Source organism: Bradyrhizobium sp. IC4060 (assembly GCF_020193715.1).
Lineage (GTDB): Bacteria > Pseudomonadota > Alphaproteobacteria > Rhizobiales > Xanthobacteraceae > Bradyrhizobium > Bradyrhizobium yuanmingense.
In genome coordinates this window covers 111,601-135,405 of the sequence record NZ_JADYVJ010000013.1, presented here as the reverse complement: position 1 = coordinate 135,405, position 23,805 = coordinate 111,601, and the positions used below count along the sequence as shown (strand labels likewise).

Sequence of the window (23,805 nt, the reverse complement as noted above, 5' to 3'; positions counted from 1 at the left end):
TTGGGGCTGGGGTGGAACTTTAGCGCCGACCGCGCCACCAGGCGCGGAGCAGGCGGGCGAGACGGAACGGGCAGAGGCTTCTGCCGACGCCGTGCTCGAAGGCGATGACCTGCGCGACGACATAGTCGCCGGTCGAATGCACCAGCGGCTCGGGCAGGTTGAGGCTGCGCGCCAGCATCCGCGTTGCGAACGCCATGGCCCAGGGCAAGACGTGGTCAGCGACGGTCCGGTAGAGCAGCAATGCGATCATGGTCATCTCCTGTTGCGACCAAGATGCGCGTGCTCGTCCCCCAATTCGATTACCTCGGTGGTAATGGAAGCGCCTAAATTCGCGTGCTAGCTTTTGACCATGAACGCACATGCATCCACCGCCCGCACCGAACGCAGTCAGCCGGTCCATATCGGCGACCATTTGCGCGAATGGCGGCAGCGCCGCCGCATGAGCCAGCTCGATCTCGCCGGCGAAGCCGAAATCTCGGCGCGGCATTTGAGCTTCGTCGAGACCGGCCGCGCCGCGCCCTCGCGCGACATGGTGCTCAGGCTCGCCGAGCGGCTCGACGTGCCCTTGCGCGAACGCAACGTGCTGCTGGTCGCGGCCGGTTTCGCACCGGCCTTTCCACAGCGACCGCTGGAGGATCCCGCCTTGAAATCAGCCCGTCAGGCGATCGACCTCGTCTTGAAAGCGCATGAGCCCAATCCGGCGCTCGCGGTGGACAGGCACTGGAACCTGGTCTCCGCCAATCGCATGGTGGCGCCGCTGCTCGACGGCATCCCGCAGCATCTGCTCGGCCAGCCCGTCAACGTGCTGCGGCTCGCCTTCCATCCCGAGGCGCTGGCGCCGCGCACGGTCAATCTCGCCGAATGGTGCGGGCATCTCCTGGAGCGGCTGCACCGGCAGTGCGAGGCGACGGCCGATCCGGAGCTGATCAAGCTCTACAATGATCTGAAGAGCCATCCGATTCCGGCGCGCTCAGCGCCGCTGTCGAGCGACAACGTCGCGATCCCGTTCAAGCTGCGGCATGGCGGCGAGATCCTCAGCTTCTTCTCCACCACCATGCTGTTCGGCACGCCGGTCGACATCACCCTGTCGGAGTTGGCGCTGGAGACGTTCTTTCCGGCGGACGAGCGCACCGCCGAACGGCTGAAGCAGATGGCGGCCGGGCTGCGCTAGCGCCGTTTACAGGACGGAGCAGCGCTCGCATAATCGGCGGATGGACACACGCGCGTTCCGGCGATTGCGGCCGGCCAATCCCGTCGGTGATCTCCTGCGCGGCTGGCGCACCCGTCGTGCATTGAGCCAGGCGGAGCTGGCGTTCGAGGCCGGCATTTCGATCAAGCATCTGAGCTATGTCGAGACCGGAAAGGCGGCGGCAAGCCGGGACATCCTGCTGCAGCTCGCGTCGGCGCTCGATCTGTCGTTGCGTGATCGCAATGCGCTGCTCGAGGCCGGCGGCTTCGCGCGGCAATATGGCGAGCGCGATCTGTCGGCGCCGGAGCTTGCCGAGGCGCGGCGTGCCATCGATCTTCTGCTTCTCCGTCACGAGCCGTTCCCGGCAATCGTCACCGACCGGCGCTGGAACGTGATGCAGGCCAATCGCGCCGCCTCGCGCCTGATGACCATGCTGCTTGGCCCTCTACGCATGCAGCGGCCGCTCAACCACATGCGCATGTTCCTCGCTCCCGACGAGCTCAAGCCGTTCGTCGAGAACTGGCCGATTGTTGCGGCCGCGCTGCTGGCACGGGCGCGGCATGAGGCGATGGCCGCGCCGCTCGATGAGGCCCTGCAATCGACCTGGCGCGAATTGATGCGGCTGCCGCAGCTGCCTGAGGCGACCGAGGACAACGCGGCCCCGGGGCCGCTCTGCGAGGTGCGCCTGCGCAAGGGCGATATCGGCGTTGGTTTGATCGGTGCGGTGCTGACGCTCGGCACCCCGCAGGACGTCACGCTGCAGGAGCTTCGCGTCGAGATGTTCATGCCTGCTGATGCCGCCTCCGAGGCCGCCTTGGTCGCGCTTGCAGATCAGGACGCTTGAGCCTGCACGGCTTCGCGCCGCTCGAAGCTCATGGCCTGCATCACCTCCGCGAACGGCCCGTTGCGGTCACTCAGTGTCGCCGTGGTGAGGCCCGCGCCATGGGCGCCGACGCGCGTCGCGGCGCGGATCAGGATCCATTCGCCCTCGGGCGGACGGAAGAAATACAGGCTGATCTCCGGGTTGATGAAGGTCCATTGGCGCATGTCGACGATCTGCGCGACGCCGCTGGAGAAGTCCGCCGCCTGCACCGCCTGGAGCAGCGGCGTGTTCGGCTCGCCCTCGACCAGCGGCGCATCGAGCCGCATCCAGGCCGCGGCCGGGCCCGGCTTCTCCAGCGCGCCCTCAATGAGCCGCACCGACACGTTCTGGAAATAACGGCTCCATTTCTGCGCGAAGGCGGGCGGCGGGCTGCCGGCCTCGGGGCCCTTGTCGACGGGCGTGGGCCTCGCGAACGGATCGATGGGCGACTCGCCGCTCGGCGCCGTCAGCAGCGCCGTGCAGCGGCCGATCTCGGTCTCGCCGTCCATCAGCCGCACCTGCAGGGTCTTGGCCTTGCGACCGTCGCGCAGCAGCTCGCTGACCGCCCTGAACAGGCGCAGGCCCGCCGGCCGCCACAGATCGAAGGTCAGGCGCCGCACAGCAAAGCCGGATCTGGCGGCGAGGCGCTCGACCTCGCGGGTCATCAGCGCGGTGGTGGCGCTTCCCTGCAGCATGTCCGGCGACCACGGCCCGCCGGCATGCTCGGTGGCCCGGAACAGTTCGCCGTCCGGCTTGAAAATGGCGCTCATCGCGGTCTCCCCTTTGGGCTTGATTGTGGTCGTAAGTATCGTGGCCGTAAGTATCGGGGCGGGGAGAACCGGTCACAATAACCGCAGAGGTGAAGTCGTGAGCCATGCAGGACGGGTGCCTTGCGCCGCCCCCGGTTCGGCTTATGTTCGGGCGGACCCTCGAAGTGCCCGAAGGAGGCGCCTGACATGAGCACGCTGAAACCGCTCCAGATCGACGTCGTCTCAGATGTGGTCTGCCCCTGGTGCTATATCGGCAAGCATCGCATCGAGAGCGCGCTGGCGCTGGTGCCTGACGTTCCGGTCAAGCTCAATTTCCGTCCCTTCTTCCTCAATCCCTGGGTGCCGCGCGAGGGCATCAGCCGCGAGGCCTATCTCACCCAGAAGTTCGGCTCGGTCGAAGCCTATAAGGGCATTGCGGGACGCGTCGTCGCGGCCGCGAGCGAGGAGGGGCTCGTCTACAAGCCGGAGCTCGTGGCGCGCCAGCCCAACACGACTGACTGCCACCGCCTGATCCTCTGGGCGGAAGCGATCGGCAAGGCGCCTGAGATGAAGCAGCGCCTGATGGAGCTGTACTTCCGCGACGGCGGTGATCTCACCGATGTGAACGTGCTGGTGCAGGCGGCAGCCGACATCGGCCTCGACGCCGACGACGTGCGCAAGCGCCTCGCCACCGACGAGGACGTCGCGCGCGTCTCGGCAGATGCCCAGGAAGCCGCCGACAAGGGCATCTCCGGCGTGCCGACCTACGTCTTTGCGCAGAAGTACGCGGTCTCCGGCGCGCAGGATCCAAACCTGCTTGCCCGCGCCATCCGCCAGGTCTCCGAGGAGATCAACGCGCAGGCGGCGGAGTAGCTTTCTATTTTCGGAGCCGGCGAACCACGCCGCGCGCGGCCTCGTGCGCGGCGTTGAGGCCGACCAGCGCGCCGTGAATGAGCGCCACGACCGGGTCGTGCCGCCGTAGCGGGATCAGCACATCGCCGATCGCGAGGCGTCCGCGCCAGATCGGGTTGATCATGGGGTGATCGGCATTCGCCGTCGAATCCGCGCTGGCGACGGCGGGGTCGGCGCAGAGATGGCGGGTGAGGTCGAGCGTGAGCTGCACCCCCGGCGAATATTTTGCAAAGCGCTCGTCGATCCCAAGCTTGAAGAAGAAGGCGCGATCCTGATGGCGCAACACGATGCCGGCGGCAATCGGCGTCGCGCCGGCGCGAAGGGTGACGGTCTCGCACTGCGCGGTCTCTGCCAGCGCCGGCACGGCGCGGCGAATGAAGGTCGCGTCGCCCGGATGCTGGACCAGCGCGGTGCCCCGCTTGCCCTTCCAGCCGCTCGCTTCGAGCTGCAGAAAGGTTTCGAGCGCACGTCCGATCTGGTCGGAGCGGCGCGCGATCTCGAACACGACGGAGCCGTGCTCCTCGAGACGGTGGCGCTGGCGCCGCAGCTCCTTGAGCTTCTTGGCGCCGAGCGCCTCGCGCAACAGTGCGTCTCCATCCTGCGTCGCATCGAGGCTGGCGCGGATGTAGGAGCTGAGGATTCTCGGCTTCAGGCGGTCGCGCTTCAGCACCTGCTTGAGTGATGCCATGGCTGCGCCGTCGAGCGCGACGTCGGTCAGCACGAGCGCATGCGCGCCGGCCTCGCGCGCCTGCTGCAGCAGACGCGCAGCGGCTTCGAGCGGAGCGTCGCGGTCGAGCAGCGGGCTGCACAGCGTGCCATAGGGATGCGCGCTCACCAGGGCGGGCAGGGGAATCTTCAAAGCGCGCCAGAGTGAGACCACCGGCATCAGGCCGATCAGCCGGGCCGAAGTGCCGTCAAATGCGGACAGTGCCGAGGCATCCGTGCGACCGCGCGCAGTTGCGCTGACGGCGAGCTCCCAGGCGGGCAGGTAATATCCGTTCGGCTCGATCGCCCGCTGCGCCAGCGCGCGCCATTGGCCGGTGTCGACGGCCGCAAGGGGAACAGGCGCGCGCGCCATCGCGGCATCCCTTGCCGATGCCGGATTGATCGCAGCCAGATGCGCGATGTCGACCACGTCCCGTCGTCCCCGTTCACACGAGCTGGGGCCCGTGCCACCGGTCATGCTTAGCGCAAAGATTGGAAAATACCGTTGGCACGCCGCCGCAATTCGAGCGGTAGTGTTAACATTCCATTCAGCATCCGGCCGGGGGTGACCCTGAGGAATCGTGGCTAGTCTCCCGGCACGAAATGATCGCGGGTGCTCGCGCGGCCGCCGCTGGCGGTATCGGTGATGGTGATCTCGATGTCGCGGGAGGTCTTCGGCAGGTCGCTGGGCCCGACCTGTACCGACAGCCTGACCTCGCGGGTCTGATCCTGCCCGACCTCGATGATGGGCTTGCCGCCAGGTTCCGCCTCGATGCCGGCGACGCGAATGGTCGCGCGCGGCAGACCGGAGACTTCGAGCGCAAACGATCGCTGTGCACTCTTGTTGAGGATACGCACGGTGTAGTCGTTGCGCACGCCGCCGTCCGAAAGCTGGACGAAGAGGGGATTGCGCTCGTGCAGTACGTTGACGTCCATCGTCGCGCGAGTGGCGAGAGTGTACAGCATGATGCTGCCCACAATGGCGATGGCCGCGGCATAGATCAGCGTGCGCGGACGGATGATGCGGTAGATCGCCGGCTTGCCCTCGCGTCGGCGCTGCATGTTGATGTCGGTGTCGTAGCCGATCAGGCCCTGGGGCCGGCCGATCTCGCGCATGACGTTGTCGCAGGCGTCGATGCACAGGCCGCACTGGATGCAGCCGAGCTGGATGCCGTGGCGGATGTCGACGCCGGTCGGGCAGACATTGATGCACTGATGGCAGTCGACGCAATCGCCGGCGGGATCGCCATGGGCGCGCGCGGCATCCGCCTTCTTCACCGACATGCGCGGCTCGCCGCGGTCACGCCGATAGGTGACGTTGAGCGCCCATTCGTCGGTCAGCGCCGCCTGGATCCGCGGCCACGGGCACATGTAGATGCACATCTGCTCCCGGGCGTGACCGGCAAAGACATAGGTCGTGGCGGTGAGGATGCCGATCCAGAGATAGGCGATGAACGGGGCCTGGAAGGTCGCGAGCTCCTTCACCAGCGTCGGCGCGTCGGAAAAGTAGAGCACCCAGGCGCCGCCGGTCCACCAGGCGATCATGATCCAGAGGAAGTGCTTGAGCGCGACCTTGCGAAGATGGTCGAACGTCCAGTAGCGCTTGTCGCCCTGCATGCGCTCGCGCCGGTCGCCCTCGACCCAACGCTCGACCGCGTAGAACAGGTCGGTCCACACCGTCTGCGGGCACATGTAGCCGCACCACAGCCGTCCCGCGACCGCGTTCATCAGGAACAGAATCATCGCCGCGATGATGAGGAGACCGGTGAAATAATAGACCTCCTGCGGCCACAGCTCGATGAAGAAGAAGTAAAAGCGCCGATGCGGGAAGTCGATCAGCACGGCCTGGTCGGGCAGGCCGGGTCCGCGATTCCAGCGCACGAACGGCAGCAGATAATAGGTCCCGAGCGTGACGCACAGGATCGCCCATTTGATGCGGCGGAAAGGGCCATGCACCGATTGCGGATAGACCTTCCTCCGCTTCTCGTAGAGAGGTCCCTCGATGAAGGTGTCGTCGGTCATCCCATGCTCCCCGCGTTTTGCGAAGGCGAGAGTCCGACTTGCCGGCGCAGAAGAGCCGGCAAAGAATCTCCAGCACTGCGCGGACTTTCGGGCTCGCGATGTTGTAGTATATCGTTTGGCCGTCACGCTTTGGTTTGACCAAGCTCAATGCGCGCATCTTTCCGAGATGCTGGGATAGCGCGGCCATGGTATTTGCGCCCTACGCAAGGGCGCTCTCGCTCAGGAGAGGTCATGGTCACGACGTCTTTTACGCCGATCGCGTCGCTCGTTGGCGGTGCGATGATTGGCCTCGCGGCCGTTCTGCTGATGTGGGCAACGGGTCGGATCGCCGGCGTCAGCGGCATCGCGGCGCGGCTGTTTCCGCCCTATGAGGACAGCGAACTCGCTGGGCGCCTTGCCTTCGTCGCCGGTCTTGCTGCTGCGCCCGTGCTGGTCCGGCTCGTCACCGGAGGTCTGCCGGAGCAGACGATCGCGGCGGGGCCGGCCCTCCTGATCATCGGCGGATTGCTCACGGGTTTCGGTTCGGTGTGGGGCAGCGGCTGCACCTCGGGCCACGGCGTTTGCGGCCTGTCGCGGCTGTCGGTGCGCTCGCTGGTTGCGACCATCACCTTCATGGCCGCCGGCATGGCGACCGTGTTCTTGATGCGGCACTGGAACTGACGGCGATGGCAATCCTGGTTCAATTCGCGATTGGGCTGATCTTCGGCCTCGGCCTCATCGTCTCCGGCATGTCGAACCCCGCAAAGGTGCTGAACTTCCTGGACGTCGCCGGCATTCAGGCAGGGACATGGGATGCAAGCCTCGCCTTCGTGATGGCGGGCGCGGTGGCCGTGACCTTCGTCGGCTTCAGCCGCGTTCTCAAGCTTCCGCGTCCATTCTTCGCTGATCGATTCTATTTGCCGACGCGGCGAGACATCGATCCCAGGATCGTCGCAGGTCCGGCGATCTTCGGCATCGGCTGGGGGCTGGTAGGCTTTTGCCCGGGGCCGGCGCTGACCGCGCTCGGATTTGGCTCGCTCTCCGCCGTCATCTTTGTTGTGGCGATGTGCGCCGGCATGGTGCTCGCCCGCTTCATCGCTCAGCTGCCGTCATCGACGCGCTACATCACGCCGGCCGATCCACTCGAAACTTGAGGTCACGGGACCGGGCGAATAGTCTCGCCCGGTCTCCGACCATCAAGCCTTCATCGCTCACCAGCTACCGACGCCGACGCTGACGCCGGGCGCGCGAATGCCGACGCCGGCGCGCGGGCCGTCATCGTAGTGGCGATGATAGCTCCGGCGCTCATAGTAGCGGTCGCGCGGCATGTAATTGTAGGAATCGCGCACGATCACGCGCGACCCGCCGCGCGTGCGATAGCAGCGACCATCCTCGTCGCAGACGAGTCGCACCTGCTGCACGAGATCCGGATTGGTGTATTCGCTGGTCGTATAGATATCGGAAGCCTTGGCCCCCGAGGCGGCGGCCAAGGCCCCCACGCCTGCCAGCAGCGCAATAGTCAACGTCCTCATCATGTCCTCCTCGAAACTGCCCTCGGCGGTAACAAGAAGGGGAGGCGGTGATCGTTCCGGGTCATCTACAGGTTTTTCCCGGAACCTGTCGTCAGGGGCGGGTTCCTAGATCGGCTCGTAAGTCTCCGTGCCGCAGATGTCGTCGGCGTCGGCGCGCCGGCGGTCCACGACCCTGCCGTCGTTGATCGTCACGATGTAGGTCTGGGCGCCGAGCGACGTACCGGTCGCCGAGGTGAGCTGCGCGCGGACGCACGCGGTCCAGCCCGGTCCTCGCAGCTCACGATGCGGCGGGGCGACGTGAACCTCGCGCGGATAGGACGTTGCGAGAAAGACGACGTCGATCTGCTCGCGCACCACGCGCTTGACGTCGGGCGGCGCTTCCGGCGGCTGCTCGGGCTCCTTCATGCGCATGAATTCCGGCACCGGTGCGCGGCTGTCGGCAAAGCCGCAGGCACCGAGCGCAAGCGCGCCAATGAGCAGCGCCGCATGAGCAATGATCCGCAACATCCGTGAAAGGTCCCCTGCGGGCCGACAGATAGGCACGAATGCGATCGGACGAAGTCCAGGCCGATCAAGATTTGCTGAGGTCCCGGAACCCGGACATCGCTATTCCGCGATTGGGGGCTGGCTTGTACCCCAGAGGTGGGGGATTGCGGTAATGCGGATTCTGGTCATCACGCCGCCGTGCTGGCGCTGAGGGCCGCCTCAGCGCAGGCGCAGTGCCCGCCCAATGACCGCGTCGAGTCGATCGACGTTGCGGGGCTCATCATCGCTCGCGGGTGTTACGCGCGTGATTGCGAGCCAGTCATGATGGTGGTGTGCACGCGATGCGAACCTTCGTTCATATCGCGGCCGCTATTGCACGAAAGCGAGGCCGACGCGCTTGTCGCTGCGCCAAACTGTGCGACAATGCCGTACGAAATCGTCACACGCGATCGAGAGCGTGACCGATTGCGGCAACATGACGGGAGTATCGAGGTCGATCGCCGCGCCGCCCGCCGACATGTTTCGCACTGTGCAAGGAATGCCGCTGTTTTCAAAGGTGATCTTTCCGCCCTTGAAAACACGGTGACGTTGCGATGTGCGCTTCTCAATCATCCGCGTTAGTCCTGCCGATAGTAGGAAGTAGTGCAGAGAAATTACGTTGAACTAAACTCAATACTGGCGCTACTTGCACGGCGTTTCAGACTTTGTTTACGACGTTGGAGCGGCGAGCCGCTCCCACGAACCTGCCCAAAGAGCCCACCCAAAGAGCCTACACAAGTGCCTTTCCTTTATGGCGCGACGCGCCGATGGAGATATTGATGAAGACTTCGCTTTCGATTTTGTTCGCCGCAGCGCTCTCGCTGGCCTCGATGCCCGCCCACGCCGTCAAGTGGGACCTCTCGACCATGACCTGCAAGCAGTTCCTCGAGAGCGGCGAGGACAACATCGGCGTCGTGCTGACCTGGATGGACGGCTGGTACAAGGGCGACGAGGACAACGCGATCATCGACACCGACATCTTCATCGAGAATGCCAAGAAGTTCGGCGCCTATTGCGGAAAGAATCCGACCGTCAGCGTCGTCACCGCCGCCGACGAGATCCTCGGCAAGTGACATTGCCGGCGCAATGACGGCAAGCGCGATCGCGCTTGCTGTCCCGATACGATTTCCATCGAGAGCCGCGTCGAGCCTTGCGCTTCGCGCGGCTCTCTTGTTTTCAGGGCGCGTTCACCCCGGCAGCATCGCGAACGCGCTCGACACCATCGCGGCCGGCTTGCCGTCGGCGGCCGAGAGCAGCGTGACGCGGCCAAAGCTCATGGTGCGCCCGAGCCGCACCACGCGTGCATCCGCCAGCACGTCGGACGAGGAGATCGCGCGCATGAAATGCGTGGTCTGATCGACCGTGGTCATGGGACGGTAGCCGCGATTGGCCGCGAGGATCGCGATCACCATCGCGGTGTCGGCGAGCGCCATCAGGGCCTGGCCGCAGACCACGCCGCCATTGCGGCACAGCCGCTCCGAAAACGGCATGCGCAGCAGCGCGCCGGGCTGCCAATCCGGGACGTCCGCGCGCGGCACATGCTCGATGCGCTCGACCGCGAGGTTGAGGTCCTGGACCCAGGGCGCAAAGACCTCGCCGAGGATGCGTCTGGCGTCGGCGAGGCCGAACTCGGCTTCTGGCTGCGTTTGCATTGCTGTCGCGCTCTCCTGTGTTGCCGGATGTTTCGCCGCATTGTGCGCGCATCGGCGAGGCAAAGTCACCCGGTCTGGCGCCGGCCGCCTCGGCTTGAAAATGCCTGACTTGGCCCGATATGATGCCAGGCTTGGGTAGGGGTGGATGATGTTGCGTCGCTGTATCCTCGTCTTTTGCATGGGCCTGCTCGGTCTCGCGCTGAGCGGGTGCACCAAATGCGGTCCGATCTGGGATGATTGGCTGCAGACGCCCAAATCATGCCGATCGGATCGGCACTAGCGGCCACCGGTCGTGACCGGGCTGACGAGGATGACAGGGCACGGGGCGATCCGCGCCTCATGGAAGACTTAAGGAGTGAATGATGAAGCTTTTCCGTTTGGCCGCGGTGCTGGCCGTGCTGGCGGGACCTGCCTACGCGCAAATGCCCAACATCAATTTGATGCAGGATGCCCCGAGCAAGTCGCCGGAGGAGAAGGCCATCGAGGCCGAACGTGAGAAGGCCTACAAGGAAACACTGAAGAAGATTCCGGATACCAAGGCGTCCAGCGATCCCTGGGGCGGCATGCGCGCCGAACAGCCGAAGCAGCCGGCGGCGCCGAAGGCGTCGGCCGCGACCAGTGCGCCGAAGAAGGCCAAGAGCGGGACGGCCGCCAACTGACCCGTTCCGGGGAGGCACAATGCTCCTCGGAAGGACTCCTCTTGATCCGGCCCGCGCCCTACATTGTCCGTAGCGTAGTGCGCAGAGGAAGGCAGGACATGGCCGATCGTCCGCGGGATCTCGCCGAGCGGATGGCGCGCCGGCGCAAGGCGGCCGGCAAGCCCGGCCAGTCCGCCGGCGATGGCTATCTGCGCGAGACCTTCACGCTGCCGCGGGCGGCGGCACGGGAGCGGGCGCAGGCCTTCTTCGCCCGCTACCCCAAGGCCGGCTATATGAGCGAGGTCGAGACCTGGCGCGAATTGCCCGGCGGCGATATCGAGTTCACCATGCGTCGGCTGCCCAGCGCCGACTGACGCGCGCTATGGCGCAGAGGGCGAAAACGGTTCAGGCCGTCTTTCGCCCGATCGCCTTCAGCTCGCGGTCGATGCGCAGCTGCACGCGCCGGATCGCCAGCAGGTCGAGCCTGGTCTCGGTCTTGCCGGTCCTGATCCGGTCGCCGATGCGGAACTGCCACTGGTGAACTCGACGCCCCTGTGATTCATGGTCACCTCCCACGATTCACCCTTGTGCCTGCAAACATGTTGGTCGTCGCAATATTCCGCAGGCAAGAAAAATGTCGCCCGCGGCCTCCGTGGTTCTCCGACCATGAACAAAGTTCCTGGAGCCCGGCCGGGGTGCATCCGGCGGTCCCGCATCGCGGTTCCAATCGAAGCGCCGGATCCGCTCGACGGCATGTGCCTTGCTTGCCGATCACGGGCAAGCAACCATGGGCGCCTCATGCTCGGCATTCCCCGCCGCTACTCGCATTTCGTCTTCGGCATCATCCAGTCCGGGCTTACCTCGCTGATCGCGGCTGGGATCGCCAGCTTTCCCGCCGGCAGCCCGATGCTCTTCGTGCGGCACTGGATGGTGTCCTGGCTGATCGCATGGGCCGCGATGCTGCCGGTCGTGCTGCTGGCGGCGCCCGCGATCCGCGCCTTCTCGCTGCGCCTGACGCAGGAGGAGCAGGAGCCCCGCGCCGGCCGGTAGCCGGGCGACCCTAGCCGGCTGGCTGACGACAGCCTGACAGGCGGACCGCCGGCAGGTGCGCGATCGAAAGGCCGCACACTGGCCCCGTACCGGTCCCAATTTCGACATCCGTCCGCACCACTGCGGACACACCCGTCGGCAAGATTTTATCCGTTCGGCGCAGCCATGGGGGAAACGTGGCGCGCCGGAAACGGGGTGGCATCATATGGATAACGTAGAGCGGTCATTCGCCGCCGCGACGGCGGCTGGCTTCGTCGTGCTAGTGATAGGCCTGGTTCTGCTGGCGGTGCTGTAGCATGCGCTGCTGCAGACGGAACCGACGTGCCGGGCCGTCCGATCGACGGCGCTGGCGTGCCTTGCCTCTCAAAAGTGGCAAAACAACCCCATGCACAGTAGGGGTCCTGCCGATTTCATCTCTTCGCCAATGGGTTGCTGGTAGTATTTAGCTACCTTCTGCATCGGCGAGCGCGACGCCCGACCGGCGATGCCGATCGAGGTTCCGGCCAAGGACCGGAGCGGAGTGCCGCATCGCGGGCGGGCTTGGCCCGCTCCGGACGGCGGTCCTGGCAGTGCCTAATGAACCTTGATCTCGTTCAGCGGCAGACGGAGCTCGGCGGCGCGCTCTTCGCGGTCCTTCTTGCGGAACTCGTTTTCCTTGCGCTCGAACTTCACCATCTCCTCGTGGGCGGCGTCCAGCAGCGGCTTTCGCCTCAGCGTATCGTGCTGCGTGTCGTTGTTCGTCATGACCAGAGATCCCCAAAAGTTGCGCTCCCATCCCCACAGAAGGCCCGAGACCGCGAAAAGGTTCGGTGCCGTAGGATTACGGAAACATGACGGCGCCCAGTCGCGCGTCGTTGATCCCGGTCATGGTCGCTTCGAGGAACCCGGCGTAGGCGGCTATTCCGGCGGCTGCAGCCCCGGCGATTTGACCCAATCGTTCAGATGATTGGCAACGTCGGCCTGGCGCGCCTTCTTGAGCAGCGCGTCCCGCTCCGGCCCGGGAGGTAGCTTGGACGCCTGCTCGCGGACCTGCTTCACCCATGCCGACAGCCGGTCCTGAAGGGTCAGTTGCTGCTTGAAACGTCGTCGCTTCAACATGGCGCGCTCTTTCCGTGCGAGGAGGCGGGAGCGCGAGGTCAGCGTTCTCATCACCGATAGTGGCCAGGGTCCGCGCGGTGATGATGCATTAGGATCCAGAAGTGGATCCGCGTCTGTTCAGTTGTGCACGCAGTGCGGACGGCGTGATGATCCAGCATGGCCGGTTCGACCAGCTCCGTTGTCTCCTGGTCCAGTCAGAAAGACAAAATCCGCAAAAGAACATATTGCGAACCTAGAACAAATGGGGTACATTGCTTTTATCGCCGAGCTGCCTCGCAACCGTTTGTCCCTCACGCGAATCCTCGCCATAAGGAGCACGACCCAATGTCCGCAACTGCCCTGCGTATCGTCGAAGGATCCTCCATGGACAAGAGTAAAGCTCTGGCTGCCGCGCTCTCTCAGATCGAGCGCCAGTTCGGCAAGGGCTCGGTGATGAAGCTCGGCAAGAACGACCGCTCCATGGACATCGAGGCGGTGTCCTCAGGCTCGCTCGGGCTCGATATCGCGCTCGGCATCGGCGGCCTGCCCAAGGGGCGCATCGTCGAGATCTACGGGCCGGAATCCTCGGGCAAGACCACGCTGGCGCTGCATACGGTGGCGGAAGCGCAGAAGAAGGGCGGCATCTGCGCCTTCATCGACGCCGAGCACGCGCTCGATCCGGTCTATGCCCGCAAGCTCGGCGTCAACATCGACGAGCTCCTGATCTCGCAGCCCGACACCGGCGAGCAGGCCCTGGAGATCTGCGACACCCTGGTGCGCTCGGGCGCGGTCGATGTTCTCGTGGTCGATTCGGTGGCGGCGCTGGTGCCGAAGGCCGAGCTCGAGGGCGAGATGGGCGATGCGCTGCCGGGCCTTCAGGCGCGGTTGATGAGCCAGGCGCTGCGCAAGCTGACGGCCTCCATCAACAAGTCCAACACCATGGTGATCTTCATCAACCAGATTCGCATGAAGATCGGTGTGATGTACGGCTCGCCGGAAACCACGACCGGCGGCAATGCGCTGAAATTCTACGCCTCCGTCCGCCTCGACATCCGCCGCATCGGCGCGATCAAGGAGCGCGACGAGGTGGTCGGCAACACCACGCGCGTCAAGGTGGTCAAGAACAAGCTGGCCCCGCCGTTCAAGCAGGTCGAGTTCGACATCATGTACGGCGAGGGCGTCTCCAAGATGGGCGAGATCCTCGATCTCGGCGTTAAGGCCGGCATCGTCGAGAAGTCCGGCGCCTGGTTCTCCTATGACAGCCAGCGCCTCGGCCAGGGCCGCGAGAACGCCAAGGCGTTTCTGAAGGGCAACCCCGACATCACCGCCAAGATCGAGACCGCGATCCGCCAGAATTCCGGCCTGATCGCCGAGCAGATTCTCGCCGGCACGCCGGAGCGCGACGCCGACGGCGAGGAGCCGGCGGACGAGTAAGACCTAACGCGAAAATTTTTCGCGAGGAGCGGGCACTGAGGACGTTGAGTTGCCGACGTCTTCGGTGCCCGTTTCGTGTTGCGTGGGGGCGCGTCGACGATGAAGCGTGTGATTCTGACTAGTTCGTCCGGCGTTGGTCTCACCTATGCCGGTCGTGCTGACATGGTCGTCCCGTTGATCTTTCGGTTCGTTTGGGGGCCGTTGCCTACGTCGCACCACCTCGAGGACTATCTTACGGGAGGCTATTACAGGGGCGATCCGGAGGTGCGGTGGTCCGATCTTGTTGGCCGGTTGCCTCAGACCGGTCTCGCACACAAGGAGACTGGCCTGGTTTGGTTTTGCGAGACCTATGGCGTCGAGTTCATCGAGCTGTGGTTCGACCCTGAGCCTAACAGTCAATTGCAACTGATCTGGATCCTGGACTATTTGCGGTCCCATCCATCGATCACCCATTGTCTGAGACTGCGACGGGTCAATTTCGATCTGCGCGAAGCGGACGGCCCGCAACTTCGCGATCGTACGGTGCGGGAATCGGAGATCGCAGAGTGCGACTTCGAGATAGCCAACATGGCCTGGGAGGCGTATCGGGCGCCGACGCCTGAACTTTGCTTCGGGTTGCTGACAAGGGATTTACCCAGGCTACCTTTCCTGAAGCCGGCTCTGGAAGCGTTGCTAGCTGAACTGCCGTCACCAATCACCGGATTGGGCGCGACGGAGGCGCGGCTTATCGAGCTGATTGCAAGGGGGCACAATCGTACAAAAGAACTGTTTCAGCCGGGCGGGCTGCTCGAAACGCGCGTGTTCGACCAGTGGGAGCTGGGTCCGTTGCTCGAAGGGCTTGCGTCGGGCCCGATGCCGGCGGTCGCAGGTCTCGATCCGAAACTCGCGACGCTCGCCCCGCACGATGCGCGAGGTCGCAACGCCGCCTATCGTCGGAGCCGGTTGTCGCTGACTGAATTTGGCAAAGCGGTTTTGGAAGGCCGCGAAGATTTCCGTCGCCACAATCCGATTCGACGTTGGTGGGGCGGCACGCTGCTCACCAATGAACGGCTGTGGCGGTGGGATCGCGAAAGCCGGTTGCTGATTGCGCCTTAGCGGCGCACGCAGTGCCGTAGGGTGGATTAGCCGAAGGCGTAATCCACCACTGTTCAGTTCAGCGGACGCAGAAGTGGTGGGTTACGCTTCGCGTACTGCGCTTTGCGCGGCCGCGAGGCTAACCCACCCTAGGAGCCTGAGGGCCTTGAGTTGCTGACGTCTTCGATGCCCGTCTTGTAATACTAGAGATACCGAATGATTTGTTCGACCGGGGTCGCCGTGAGTCGGAATCAATCCGAGGTTATTGCTGCTCGCCAGATCATTGTTGAGACGGCGAAAGGCATACTTTCCGGAAGCGTGTCCCCGGTGGAGGGTGCCCGGACAATTGCAAGGCACAGGTTCAAGGCGCGCCTCGAAGACGATTTTGATATCTTGCCCTTTGTCGGAATTGATTCGGAGACCGAATCGTTGCCGCTGGGACGGGAAAGGGCGCACTGGATGGCGCGAGCGCTCGCTGATCTGCAGGGCAAGATCGATAAGTCCCAGGCGTGGGCGCTCACAGTCGCGAGCACCCATTGCCAGAGTCTTGTGACTCGATCGGAAAGCCTGATGCGGTGGCCTGATTGGCCGAAGGCGTAATCCACCACCGTTCGGTTCAGCGGACGCAGAAGTGGTGGGTTACGCCTCTCGGACTGCGCTTTGCGCAGCCGCGAGGCTAACCCACCCTACAAAGCTTACTCCGCGGCTTCCGCGTAATCGCTCACCGGCGGGCAGGAGCACACCAGATTGCGGTCGCCATAGACGTTGTCGACGCGGCCGACGGGGCACCAATATTTGTCGGTGCGCGAGACGCCGTCGGGGAAGCAACCCTCCGTGCGGGTGTAAGCGCGCTTCCAATCGTCATCGGCGATGTCGTGCACTGTGTGCGGAGCGTGGCGCAGGGGCGAGGCTGCGATCTCAAAGCGACCGGCCTCGACCTCGGCGATTTCCTTGCGGATCGCGATCATGGCGTCGCAAAAACGATCCAGCTCGGCCTTGGATTCCGATTCGGTCGGCTCGATCATCAGCGTGCCCGGTACCGGGAAGCTCATGGTCGGGGCGTGGAAGCCGTAATCGATCAGGCGCTTTGCGATGTCGTCGACGGTGACGCCACTCGTCGTCTTCAGCGGACGCGGATCGACGATGCACTCATGCGCGACGCGTCCCTTCTCGTTCTTGTAGAGCACCGGGAAATGCGGATCGAGGCGCGCTGCGATGTAATTGGCGTTGAGGATCGCGATCTCGGTGGCGCGCTTCAGGCCTTCACCGCCCATCATCAGGATGTAGATGTAGGAGATGGTAAGGATCGACGCCGAACCGAACGGCGCGGCCGAGACCGGACCGACCGGCGCGTCTGCCTTCGTCGCGGGGTGGCCGGGGAGGAACGGGGCGAGATGCGCCTTGACGCCGATCGGGCCCATGCCGGGGCCGCCGCCGCCATGCGGGATGCAGAAGGTCTTGTGCAGGTTGAGATGGCTGACGTCGGCGCCGTAATCGCCGGGCCTGGAAAGGCCGACCTGCGCATTGAGGTTGGCGCCGTCGAGATACACCTGGCCGCCATGGCCGTGCACGATGTCGCAGATCTCGCGGATGTGCTCCTCGAACACGCCGTGGGTCGAGGGATAGGTGATCATGACAGCTGCGAGGTCGTTCGCGTGCTTCTCCGCCTTGGCGCGGAGATCATTGACGTCGACGTCGCCGTTCTTCTCGCAAGACACCACCACCACGTCCATGCCGACCATCGAGGCCGAGGCCGGATTGGTGCCGTGGGCGGAGGAGGGGATCAGGCAGATCTTGCGATGGCCCTGTCCGCGCGCGGCATGATAGCCGCGGATCGCGAGCAGCCCGGCATATTCGCCCTGCGCGCCCGAGTTCGGCTGCAGCGAGATCGCGTCATAGCCGGTGATGTCGCAGAGCCATTTCTCCAGCCGTGCGAACAGCGCGTGATAGCCTTGAGCTTGCTCGCGCGGGGCGAACGGATGCAGCGAGCCGAATTCCGGCCAGGTCAGCGGCATCATCTCGGTGGTCGCGTTCAGCTTCATGGTGCAGGATCCAAGCGGGATCATGGCGCGGTCGAGCGCGAGGTCGCGATCACTGAGCTTGCGCATGTAGCGCAGCATCTCGGTTTCCGAGCGATGCGCATGGAAGACGGGATGGGTCAGGAAGGCCGTAGCGCGCTTCAATTCGTCCGGCAGCGCCTCGCGCGTCTCGGCGTCGATCTCGGCATAGGCAAGCTTGCCGCCGAAGGCGCGCCAGACCGCTTCAATCGTCGCAGGCGTCGTGGTCTCGTCGAGCGCGATGCGAAGAGCCGTATCGCTGACGCCGAGATTGATCTTCTCGCTTGCTGCCCGCGCGACGATCTCGGCGCGCTTGCCGCCGGCATCGACGCTCAGCGTGTCGAAGAAGCTGTCCGATTGCGGCGCGAAGCCGAGCTTGCGCAGGCCGGTCGCGAGCACGGCGGCGCGGCGATGGACGTTGCGTGCGATCTGCGAAAGGCCCTCGGGGCCGTGATAGACCGCATACATCGAGGCGATCACGGCGAGCAGCACCTGCGCGGTGCAGATGTTGGAGGTCGCCTTCTCGCGGCGGATGTGCTGCTCGCGGGTCTGCAGCGCGAGCCGATAGGCCGGCGCACCGCGGGAATCGACGGACAGGCCGACGATGCGGCCGGGCAGCGAACGCTTCAGCGCATCGCGCACCGCCATATAGGCCGCGTGCGGTCCGCCATAGCCCATCGGCACGCCGAAGCGCTGGGCCGAGCCGATCGCGATGTCGGCGCCCAGTTCGCCGGGCGAGGCGAGCAGCGTCAGCGCCAGCAAATCGGCGGCAAGAATCGCGAGCGCGCCCTTGGCCTTCAGCGCCGCGATGGCGGGCCTGAGGTCGCGCAACGCACCGGAAGAGCCCGGATATTGCAGCAGCGCGCCGAGCACGTCGGCCTTGTCGAGATCGGTGAGGGGATCGCCGACGACCAGAGTCCAGCCGAGCGGCTCGGCGCGGGTGCGCATTACGGCTAACGTCTGCGGGTGCACGTCCTTGTCGACGAAGAAGGCCTTTGCCTTGACCTGCGAGTGGCGCTCGGCCAGCGCCATGGCTTCGGCGGCGGCGGTGGCTTCATCGAGCAGGGAGGCGTTGGCGACGTCGAGCCCGGTGAGGTCGCAGATCATGGTCTGGAAGTTGAGCAGCGCCTCCAGCCGGCCCTGGCTGATCTCGGGCTGATAGGGCGTGTAGGCCGTGTACCAGGCCGGGTTCTCCAGGATGTTGCGCTGGATCACCGCAGGCAGGATGGTGCCTGAATAGCCCTGGCCGATCAGCGAGGTGAACACCTGGTTTTGACGCGCAAGCTCGGTCATGTGCGCGATCGCCTCGGTCTCGCTCAAGGGCTTGCCGAGGTCGAGCGGGCCGGCCTGCCGGATCGAGGCCGGCAGCGTTTCCGCGATCAGCGCATCGACGCTCTTGGCACTGACTGTTTCAAGCATGGCGGTGACATCGCGCGCCGATGGGCCGATGTGGCGGCGGACGAAACTGGCGGTGTCGCCGTTGGATTTGCGGTGCGCGGTCATCATGGGTCCTCGCTTCAGATTTCGCTGTCAGTGTCATGCCCCGCGAAGGCGGGGCATCCAGTACTCTCCAGCAGCGCGGATTGAACCGAGGGGCCGCGGCGTACTGGATCACCCGCCTTCGCGGGTGATGACACTGAGCATGAGGTTAGACTTCGCTTCATCTCACGCCGTATGCGCCTTGTAGGCGGCTTCATCCATGAGGCCGCCGAGCTCGCTTCTGTCGGCCATCTTGATCTTGAAGAACCAGGCCTTGCCTTGCGCATCCGAGTTCACCAGCGCCGGCTCGGATGCGAGCTCGGCATTGGCCTCGAGCACTTCACCCGAGATTGGTGCGTAGACGTCGGAGGCCGCCTTGACGGACTCGACGACGGCGGCGGCTTCGGCCTTCTTCAGCGCGCGGCCGACCTTGGGCAGCTCGACGAACACGACGTCGCCGAGTTGCTGCTGGGCGTAATCGGTGATGCCGACCGTGGCGACATCGCCGTCGATGGCGAGCCATTCATGGTCGGAAGTGTACAGCGTCGTGGTCATGTCTCGTCCTCAGCGTTTGTAGGTGTTTTTCACGAAGGGCATGGCGGCGACCTGTAAGGGCAGTCGCTGGCCGCGCACCTCGGCGAAGAGTTTTGTGCCAAGCGCGCTCAGATTCGTGGGCACGTAGCCCATCGCAACCGGCGCATTCAGGCTCGGGCCGAAGCCGCCCGAGGTGACTTTTCCGATCGGCTCGCCGCCCGCGTCATTCGCAAACAGCAGCGCGCCCTCGCGCACCGGCGCGCGGCCCAGGGCGAGCAAGCCGACGCGGCGGCGGGATGCGCCGCCATCGAAATGGGCGAGGATCTTCGCAGCGCCGGGAAAGCCGCCGGCGCGTGCACCGCCGGTGCGGCGGCTCTTCTGCACCGACCATTCCAGCGCGGCCTCGGCCGGAGTGGTCGTGGCGTCGATGTCGTGACCGTACAGGCAGAGCCCGGCTTCCAGCCGCAGGCTGTCGCGGGCCCCGAGGCCAATCGGCAGCACGTCGGGATTTTCAAGCAGCACCTTTGCGAGGCGTTCGGCATCGCCTGCTGGAACCGAGATCTCGAAGCCGTCCTCGCCGGTGTAGCCGGAGCGCGAGACGAAGCACTTGATGCCGGCGACCTCATGCGGGCCGGCGTCCATGAACTTCATGTCGGGCGCCTCTGCACAGAATTTCGCCAGCGCCGCTTCGGCCTTCGGGCCCTGCAACGCGATCAGCGCGCGGTCGGCAAGCTGCTCGATCACGCAGGCGTCGGACAGGTTGGCGCGCAGATGCGCCTCGTCCTCGGCCTTGCAGGCGGCGTTGACGACCAGGAACAGGTGATCGCCGAAATTGGCGACCATCAGGTCGTCGAGAATGCCGCCGTCGTCATTGGTGAACTGGGCGTAGCGCTGCCGCCCTGCGGCGATCGCCACGATATCCTGCGGCACCAGCCGCTCCAGCGCGCGGGCGGCGTCCTCCACATTGCCGGATTTCGGCCGGAGCGCGAGCTGGCCCATGTGGGAGACATCGAACAGGCCCGCTTTGGTGCGGGTATGGAGGTGCTCCTTCAAGACGCCCGCGGGGTACTGCACGGGCATGTCATAGCCCGCGAACGGCACCATCTTGCCGCCCAAGGACACATGGAGGTCGTAGAGGGGGGTACGTTTCAGGGTGTCTTGGTCGTGCGCTAGCATCTTGAGGGCCCTCGGCGGTTCCCCGGGGAGGATTCCCCGATGGACACCAGTCGAAGCCCCATCTGTCGCTGTGCCTGAGAGTATTATCCCGTCGGCGGACGCTGTCCGGGCCTACACCCGTCGGCGCCTCTTTCCAGATGCTGTCAAAGCCACGCGGTCCTTTTGCCTGAGAGTTTCCGGGGCGGTTGCTCCTTCGGCGCCGGCTACCAAGTGCCGGTCTCTCCCGACGTGGCCGTACGATACAGATGGGTAGAGACCACAGGGGAGCCAAGCCTGTCAACGCGTCCGCGCGCCCTATCCAACGGGTTGCAAGGGGATTGAGCGCCTGCGGCAACCCTCTGATCTCTCTGCACAGTTTCTGGACAGCGAAGCTGGCCTTGTCTAAAAGCGCTTTGGCCCGCAGATATCAGCCTTAACGGTCCGGTTTGGACCGCGAAAAGCGGGCCCAAGCATACCCGATTGGATGAACATGAGCGGCGTCAACGAGATCAGGTCGACCTTTCTGAACTTCTTTGCCGAGAACGGCCACGAGATCGTGCCGTCCTCGCCACTCGTGCCGCGCAACGACCCGACGTTGATGTTCACCAATGCCGGCATGGTGCAGTTCAAGAACGTCTTCACCGGCGTCGAGAAGCGGCCCTATCAGCGCGCCACCACCTCGCAGAAATGCGTGCGCGCCGGCGGCAAGCACAACGACCTCGACAATGTCGGCTACACCGCGCGCCATCTCACCTTCTTCGAGATGCTCGGCAATTTCTCGTTCGGCGATTACTTCAAGGAGCGCGCGATCGAGCTCGCCTGGAAGCTGATCACGAGCGAGTTCGGGCTGAAGAAGGACAAGCTGCTCGTCACCGTCTACCACACCGACGACGAGGCGGCCGGCCTGTGGAAGAAGATCGCCGGCTTCTCCGACGACCGCATCATCCGCATCCCGACCTCGGACAATTTCTGGGCGATGGGCGACACCGGGCCGTGCGGCCCGTGCTCGGAGATCTTCATCGACCGCGGCGAGCACATCTGGGGCGGTCCTCCGGGATCGCCGGAAGAGGACGGCGACCGCTTCCTCGAATTCTGGAATCTCGTGTTCATGCAATACGAGCAGGTGACGAAGGAGGAGCGCGTGAATCTGCCGCGTCCCTCGATCGATACCGGCATGGGCCTGGAGCGCATGGCCTGCATCCTCCAGGGCGTCGAGAGCGTGTTCGAGACCGACCTGTTCAAGAACCTGATCGACGCGACCTCGTCCGCGCTCGGCAGCGGACCGAACGAGCAGAACGTCGGCTCGTTCCGCGTCATCGCCGATCACTTGCGCTCGTCCGCCTTCCTGGTCTCGGACGGCGTGCTGCCCTCGAACGAGGGCCGCGGCTATGTGCTGCGCCGGATCATGCGCCGCGCGATGCGCCATGCCCAGCTCTTGGGCGCCAAGGAGCCGTTGATGCACCGGCTGGTCTGGGCGCTGGTGCGCGAGATGGGACAGGCCTATCCGGAATTGATGCGCGCGGAAAAGCTGATCGAGGAAACGCTGCGGCTGGAAGAGACCCGCTTCCGCAAGACGCTGTCGCGCGGCCTTGCCATCCTCGACGAGAAGAGCGCCGGTCTGAAGAAGGGCGACATGTTCGACGGCGACGTCGCCTTCACGCTGTACGACACCTACGGCTTCCCGCTCGACCTGACCCAGGACGCGCTGAAGTCGCGCGGCATCGGCGTCGACCAGGCGGCGTTCACTGACGCGATGGAGCGTCAGAAGGCCAAGGCGCGCGAGTCCTGGAAGGGCTCGGGTGAGGCCGCCTCCGAGGCGATCTGGTTCCCGCTGCGCGAGAAGCTCGGCGCCACCGAATTCCTGGGTTACGAGACCGAGAGCGCCGAGGGCGTGGTCTCGGCGCTGGTCAAGGACGGCGCCGAGGTGACGAGCCTCAAGGCCGGCGAGACCGGCGCGATCGTGCTGAACCAGACGCCGTTCTATGCGGAGTCCGGCGGCCAGGTCGGCGACACCGGCGTGCTCTCGGGCGAGGGCGGCATCAAGGTCCGCGTCACCGACACGCAAAAGAAGCTCGGCGATCTCTTCGTCCATATCGGCACGGTCGAGAGTGGCGAAGTGAAGCTCGGCACCGCGCTGCAGCTCGAGGTGGATCACGCACGCCGCTCAACCATCCGCGCCCATCACTCGGCGACCCACATCATCCACGAGGCGCTGCGCCAGGTGCTCGGCGATCACATCGCCCAGCGCGGCTCGATGGTCGCGCCGGACCGGCTGCGCTTCGACTTCGTGCATCCGAAGCCGATCACGGCTGAGGAGCTCGCCCGGGTCGAGGACATCGCCAACGACGTGGTGTTGGAGAACGACGAGGTCACCACGCGCGTCATGGGCGTCGACGAGGCCCGCGAGGCCGGCGCGCGCGCGCTGTTCGGCGAGAAGTATGGCGACGAGGTCCGCGTCGTCTCGATGGGCAGGACCGCGCGCGAGCGCGGCGCCAACGCGCTCGGCTGGTCGGTCGAGCTCTGCGGCGGCACCCATGTGAAGCGCACCGGCGATATCGGCCTGATCACGGTCACGAGCGAGAGCGCGGTCGCCTCCGGCGTGCGCCGGATCGAGGCGCTGACGGGCAACTACGCGCGAAAACATGCCAACGACACCATGGCGCTGGCGAAGATCGCGGCGAACGAGCTGCGCACCTCGCTCGACGACGTGCCGGCGCGCATCTCGGCGCTGATGGAGGAGCGCAAGAAGCTCGAGCGCGAACTCTCCGATGCCCGCAAGAAGCTGGCGATGGGCGGCGGCGCCGCAGCCGGCAACAACGGCGCAGCGTCGGGCGTGCGCGAGGCCGGCGGCGTCAAGCTGATGGCGCGTGCGGTCGAAGGCATCGAGATGAAGGATCTCAAGAGTCTCGCCGACGACGGCAAGAAGCAGATCGGTTCGGGCGTCGTCGCCATCGTCGGCGTCACCGGGGACGGCAAGGCCGGAATTGTGGTCGGCGTCACGCAGGACCTCACCGCGCGCTTCAATGCCGTCAATCTGGTCCGCATCGCCTCCGAGGCGCTCGGCGGCAAGGGCGGCGGCGGCCGGCCCGACATGGCCCAGGCCGGCGGGCCCGATGGCGCCAAGGCCTCCGAGGCCCTGAGCGCGATCGAAAAAGCGATGGCGGGCGCTTAGCTCAATGT

Annotated in this window: 27 protein-coding genes, 1 pseudogene and 1 riboswitch; of the genes and pseudogenes, 13 read left to right on the top strand and 15 right to left on the bottom strand. The window is 65.3% G+C overall.

Translation table 11 applies throughout. The annotated features are described in order from the left end of the window. Window positions 1-19: 19 nt before the first annotated feature. Window positions 20-250, bottom strand: a complete 231-nt coding sequence (locus I6F16_RS31295; RefSeq protein ID WP_225114249.1) for a hypothetical protein — start codon at window positions 248-250, stop codon at window positions 20-22. 99 nt (window positions 251-349) lie between these two features. Between I6F16_RS31295 and I6F16_RS31290 the strand changes: the two genes are divergently transcribed. Both I6F16_RS31290 and I6F16_RS31285 read left to right on the top strand, forming a co-directional pair. Further along, complete coding sequence (locus tag I6F16_RS31290) at window positions 350-1,171, top strand: helix-turn-helix transcriptional regulator (protein WP_225114248.1); 822 nt, start codon at window positions 350-352, stop codon at window positions 1,169-1,171. A gap of 40 nt (window positions 1,172-1,211) precedes the next feature. Next, on the top strand, window positions 1,212-2,033 hold the full coding sequence (locus tag I6F16_RS31285) for a helix-turn-helix transcriptional regulator (RefSeq protein ID WP_225114247.1): 822 nt from the start codon (window positions 1,212-1,214) through the stop codon (window positions 2,031-2,033). Here I6F16_RS31285 and I6F16_RS31280 read toward each other — a convergent pair. Further along, window positions 2,021-2,821, bottom strand: coding sequence for a thioesterase family protein (locus tag I6F16_RS31280; RefSeq protein ID WP_225114246.1), 801 nt, complete (start codon window positions 2,819-2,821; stop codon window positions 2,021-2,023). The genes I6F16_RS31285 and I6F16_RS31280 overlap by 13 nt on opposite strands. Window positions 2,822-3,007: 186 nt before the next feature. On the opposite strand from I6F16_RS31280, the gene I6F16_RS31275 reads away from it, so the two are divergent. Further along, the gene (locus I6F16_RS31275; protein WP_036043828.1) at window positions 3,008-3,673 is read left to right on the top strand and encodes a DsbA family oxidoreductase; all 666 of its coding nucleotides are present in this window, start codon (window positions 3,008-3,010) and stop codon (window positions 3,671-3,673) included. 4 nt (window positions 3,674-3,677) lie between these two features. On the opposite strand, the gene I6F16_RS31270 is transcribed toward I6F16_RS31275, so the two are convergent. The 3 genes and pseudogenes from I6F16_RS31270 to I6F16_RS31260 form a co-directional block, all read right to left on the bottom strand. Further along, window positions 3,678-4,847, bottom strand: a complete 1,170-nt coding sequence (locus I6F16_RS31270) for a GNAT family N-acetyltransferase (RefSeq protein WP_225114245.1) — start codon at window positions 4,845-4,847, stop codon at window positions 3,678-3,680. Window positions 4,848-5,002: 155 nt separating this feature from the next. Next, window positions 5,003-6,439, bottom strand: coding sequence for a cytochrome c oxidase accessory protein CcoG (gene ccoG, locus I6F16_RS31265; protein WP_225114244.1), 1,437 nt, complete (start codon window positions 6,437-6,439; stop codon window positions 5,003-5,005). Window positions 6,440-6,482: 43 nt separating this feature from the next. Then, window positions 6,483-6,623 (bottom strand): annotated as a pseudogene (locus I6F16_RS31260) (transcriptional regulator); the annotation flags it as partial. Between the two features lie 47 nt (window positions 6,624-6,670). Here I6F16_RS31260 and I6F16_RS31255 point away from each other — a divergent pair. Continuing rightward, complete coding sequence (locus I6F16_RS31255) at window positions 6,671-7,099, top strand: YeeE/YedE family protein (RefSeq protein ID WP_036013017.1); 429 nt, start codon at window positions 6,671-6,673, stop codon at window positions 7,097-7,099. Between the two features lie 5 nt (window positions 7,100-7,104). Further along, window positions 7,105-7,572, top strand: a complete 468-nt coding sequence (locus tag I6F16_RS31250) for a DUF6691 family protein (protein WP_036013015.1) — start codon at window positions 7,105-7,107, stop codon at window positions 7,570-7,572. Window positions 7,573-7,629: 57 nt separating this feature from the next. Here the strand turns inward: I6F16_RS31250 and I6F16_RS31245 are convergent, their stop codons facing one another. The 3 genes from I6F16_RS31245 to I6F16_RS31235 all read right to left on the bottom strand — a co-directional run bounded on the left by I6F16_RS31245 (window position 7,630) and on the right by I6F16_RS31235 (window position 9,048). After that, the gene (locus tag I6F16_RS31245; RefSeq protein ID WP_036013014.1) at window positions 7,630-7,953 is read right to left on the bottom strand and encodes a hypothetical protein; all 324 of its coding nucleotides are present in this window, start codon (window positions 7,951-7,953) and stop codon (window positions 7,630-7,632) included. Window positions 7,954-8,055: 102 nt separating this feature from the next. Continuing rightward, window positions 8,056-8,457, bottom strand: a complete 402-nt coding sequence (locus I6F16_RS31240; protein WP_036027875.1) for a hypothetical protein — start codon at window positions 8,455-8,457, stop codon at window positions 8,056-8,058. A gap of 348 nt (window positions 8,458-8,805) precedes the next feature. Then, window positions 8,806-9,048, bottom strand: coding sequence for a PilZ domain-containing protein (locus I6F16_RS31235; RefSeq protein ID WP_225114243.1), 243 nt, complete (start codon window positions 9,046-9,048; stop codon window positions 8,806-8,808). 206 nt (window positions 9,049-9,254) lie between these two features. On the opposite strand from I6F16_RS31235, the gene I6F16_RS31230 reads away from it, so the two are divergent. Continuing rightward, window positions 9,255-9,548, top strand: coding sequence for an HdeA family protein (locus I6F16_RS31230; protein ID WP_036013032.1), 294 nt, complete (start codon window positions 9,255-9,257; stop codon window positions 9,546-9,548). A gap of 114 nt (window positions 9,549-9,662) precedes the next feature. On the opposite strand, the gene I6F16_RS31225 is transcribed toward I6F16_RS31230, so the two are convergent. Beyond that, a complete protein-coding gene (locus I6F16_RS31225) occupies window positions 9,663-10,127 on the bottom strand; it encodes a PaaI family thioesterase (RefSeq protein WP_225114242.1) in 465 nt (154 codons plus the stop codon). A gap of 362 nt (window positions 10,128-10,489) precedes the next feature. On the opposite strand from I6F16_RS31225, the gene I6F16_RS31220 reads away from it, so the two are divergent. Beyond that, window positions 10,490-10,786 (top strand): hypothetical protein, encoded by a 297-nt coding sequence (locus tag I6F16_RS31220; protein WP_036013030.1) that lies wholly within the window; start codon window positions 10,490-10,492, stop codon window positions 10,784-10,786. A gap of 98 nt (window positions 10,787-10,884) precedes the next feature. After that, window positions 10,885-11,139 carry a hypothetical protein gene (locus I6F16_RS31215; protein ID WP_036013009.1) on the top strand — a complete coding sequence of 85 codons (255 nt, stop codon included), beginning with the start codon at window positions 10,885-10,887 and terminating at the stop codon, window positions 11,137-11,139. Between the two features lie 31 nt (window positions 11,140-11,170). Here the strand turns inward: I6F16_RS31215 and I6F16_RS31210 are convergent, their stop codons facing one another. Beyond that, window positions 11,171-11,341, bottom strand: coding sequence for a hypothetical protein (locus tag I6F16_RS31210; RefSeq protein ID WP_225114241.1), 171 nt, complete (start codon window positions 11,339-11,341; stop codon window positions 11,171-11,173). 222 nt (window positions 11,342-11,563) lie between these two features. Between I6F16_RS31210 and I6F16_RS31205 the strand changes: the two genes are divergently transcribed. After that, entirely contained in the window at window positions 11,564-11,815 is a 252-nt protein-coding gene (locus I6F16_RS31205) for a DUF2798 domain-containing protein (protein WP_109143204.1), read from the top strand. 573 nt (window positions 11,816-12,388) lie between these two features. Here the strand turns inward: I6F16_RS31205 and I6F16_RS31200 are convergent. After that, the gene (locus I6F16_RS31200; RefSeq protein WP_225114240.1) at window positions 12,389-12,559 is read right to left on the bottom strand and encodes a hypothetical protein; all 171 of its coding nucleotides are present in this window, start codon (window positions 12,557-12,559) and stop codon (window positions 12,389-12,391) included. 153 nt (window positions 12,560-12,712) lie between these two features. Then, the gene (locus tag I6F16_RS31195) at window positions 12,713-12,913 is read right to left on the bottom strand and encodes a hypothetical protein (RefSeq protein WP_036043863.1); all 201 of its coding nucleotides are present in this window, start codon (window positions 12,911-12,913) and stop codon (window positions 12,713-12,715) included. Window positions 12,914-13,237: 324 nt separating this feature from the next. Here I6F16_RS31195 and recA point away from each other — a divergent pair, with 324 nt between their 5' ends. From recA to I6F16_RS31180, 3 genes are all read left to right on the top strand, one after another. Continuing rightward, window positions 13,238-14,326: a recombinase RecA gene (gene recA, locus I6F16_RS31190; protein ID WP_027577058.1), complete on the top strand. Its 1,089-nt coding sequence runs from the start codon at window positions 13,238-13,240 to the stop codon at window positions 14,324-14,326. Between the two features lie 99 nt (window positions 14,327-14,425). Next, window positions 14,426-15,421 carry a hypothetical protein gene (locus I6F16_RS31185; protein ID WP_225114239.1) on the top strand — a complete coding sequence of 332 codons (996 nt, stop codon included), beginning with the start codon at window positions 14,426-14,428 and terminating at the stop codon, window positions 15,419-15,421. 195 nt (window positions 15,422-15,616) lie between these two features. Next, entirely contained in the window at window positions 15,617-16,000 is a 384-nt protein-coding gene (locus I6F16_RS31180; protein ID WP_225114238.1) for a hypothetical protein, read from the top strand. 95 nt (window positions 16,001-16,095) lie between these two features. On the opposite strand, the gene gcvP is transcribed toward I6F16_RS31180, so the two are convergent. The 3 genes from gcvP to gcvT all read right to left on the bottom strand — a co-directional run bounded on the left by gcvP (window position 16,096) and on the right by gcvT (window position 20,646). Further along, entirely contained in the window at window positions 16,096-18,960 is a 2,865-nt protein-coding gene (gene gcvP, locus I6F16_RS31175; RefSeq protein ID WP_225114260.1) for an aminomethyl-transferring glycine dehydrogenase, read from the bottom strand. Between the two features lie 162 nt (window positions 18,961-19,122). Continuing rightward, window positions 19,123-19,491 (bottom strand): glycine cleavage system protein GcvH, encoded by a 369-nt coding sequence (gcvH, locus tag I6F16_RS31170; protein ID WP_057030328.1) that lies wholly within the window; start codon window positions 19,489-19,491, stop codon window positions 19,123-19,125. A gap of 9 nt (window positions 19,492-19,500) precedes the next feature. Next, entirely contained in the window at window positions 19,501-20,646 is a 1,146-nt protein-coding gene (gcvT, locus tag I6F16_RS31165; RefSeq protein ID WP_225114237.1) for a glycine cleavage system aminomethyltransferase GcvT, read from the bottom strand. Between the two features lie 145 nt (window positions 20,647-20,791). Continuing rightward, window positions 20,792-20,882: riboswitch (glycine riboswitch) on the bottom strand. Between the two features lie 233 nt (window positions 20,883-21,115). Here gcvT and alaS point away from each other — a divergent pair. Further along, window positions 21,116-23,797 carry an alanine--tRNA ligase gene (gene alaS, locus I6F16_RS31160; protein ID WP_225114236.1) on the top strand — a complete coding sequence of 894 codons (2,682 nt, stop codon included), beginning with the start codon at window positions 21,116-21,118 and terminating at the stop codon, window positions 23,795-23,797. Window positions 23,798-23,805: the final 8 nt, after the last annotated feature.